Below are 1,460 nucleotides of genomic sequence, written 5' to 3'. Positions count from 1 at the left end.
GCCGGGGCGGCGGACGGCGTGCCGCCATGCAGCGCTTCATGGCGCCGGCGCAGCATGCGCTCGCGCACGTAGTCCTGGAAGGACAGCGTGCTCATGGCGAGCTGCTCCGTGTCCTGCGCCACCGCGGAGGCTGCCGCCCCGGTCGGCGCGGACCGCGCGCGCTCGGGCAAGGGCTGGCGCCGCACGGGGCTGGCCGCCAGGTCGTCGGCGCGCTCCTGCAGGCGGCTGGGGGCGGCGGCTGGTGGCTGCGCCGCATCCAGCGAGGACAGCGCCTCCTCGGCGGTGGCGACCACCTCCACGCCGCCGGCGACCGGGCGGTTGGACAGGATCAGCGTGCCGTCGCCAAAAGCCATGCGGGCCTTGGCCAGCGCCTCGCGGGCGGTGGGAGCGGTGAAGCGTCGGATGTTCATGCGGATGCCCCTTGCAGGATCGGGCCGATGCGGATGGTGTGGGTTTCAGGGATCTCGCTGTGCGCGAGCACCTGCAGACGCGGGGCCATGCGGCGCACCAGGCGTGCGATGGCGCTGCGGATCGCGTCCGGCACGAGCAGGCAGGCGGGCAGCCCCATCTCTTCCTGCCGCATGGCGACCTCGGCGGCCTTTTGCGTCAGCAGGTCGGCCACGCCCGGGTCGAGCGCCGGACCGCTGGTGTTGCCCAGCGCCTGCACCAGCAGGCGCTCCAGCCCCGGCTCGATGGCGATCACGTCCAGCTCGCGCGTCGGTCCGTAGATCTGCTGCACGATGGCCGGCGCCAGGGCGATGCGCACGCGGCGCGCCAGCTCGGCCGGGTCCTGGGTGTTGCCGGCGTGTTCGGCCAGCGTCTCGATGATGGTGCGGATGTCGCGGATGTGCACGGCCTCCTCCAGCAGGAGCTGCAACACCTTCTGAAAGGTGGTGATGGAGACCAGTTTGGGCACGACTTCCTCGATCAGTTTGGGGGCCAGGCGCGTCACGTGCTCGACCAGCTGTTGCGTCTCGGTGCGCGACAGGAGCTTGGCGGCCTGGACTTGCATCAAGTGTGACAAATGGGTCGCCATGACGGTTTCCGAATCAACCACGGTAAAGCCCGCCATTTGCGCCGCTTCGCGCTGCCCGGCGTCGATCCAGTGGGCCGGCAGGCCGAAGGCCGGGTCGGTGGTGGCGGTGCCGATCAGCGGCGTCGAGATGCCGCCCGGGTTGATGGCCAGGAACATGCCCGGGTGCGCCTCGCCCTCGCCCACGATCACGCCGCGCAGCAGGATGCGGTAGCTGCTGGGCTTGAGCTCCAGGTTGTCGCGCACATGCACCGCCGGCGGCAGGAAGCCCACTTCCTGCGCGAACTTGCGCCGCACCCCCTTGATGCGCGTGAGCAGGTCGCCCTGGCGGCTCTTGTCCACCAGCGCGATCAGGCGGTAGCCCAGCTCCAGGCCGAGCAGGTCCACCGGCTGCAGGTCGTCCCAGCTGGCCTCGCCGTCGCCGGCG

1 protein-coding gene and 1 pseudogene are annotated in these 1,460 nt (G+C 71.4%); both read right to left on the bottom strand.

What is annotated here, in order from left to right; all coding sequences use genetic code 11:
- Window positions 1-410, bottom strand: a pseudogene (locus tag A612_RS01360) (flagellar biosynthesis protein FlhF); the annotation flags it as partial.
- On the bottom strand, window positions 407-1,460 hold a 1,054-nt coding region (locus tag A612_RS01355; RefSeq protein WP_019372820.1), incomplete at its 5' end, for an FHIPEP family type III secretion protein. The pseudogene A612_RS01360 and the gene A612_RS01355, both read right to left, overlap by 4 nt.

The sequence above is a fragment of the Melaminivora alkalimesophila genome (assembly GCF_000282995.1).
GTDB classification, from domain to species: Bacteria; Pseudomonadota; Gammaproteobacteria; order Burkholderiales; family Burkholderiaceae_C; genus Melaminivora; species Melaminivora alkalimesophila.
Note: the sequence above shows the minus strand (reverse complement) of the source record. Positions and strands in the feature narration are given on the sequence as shown.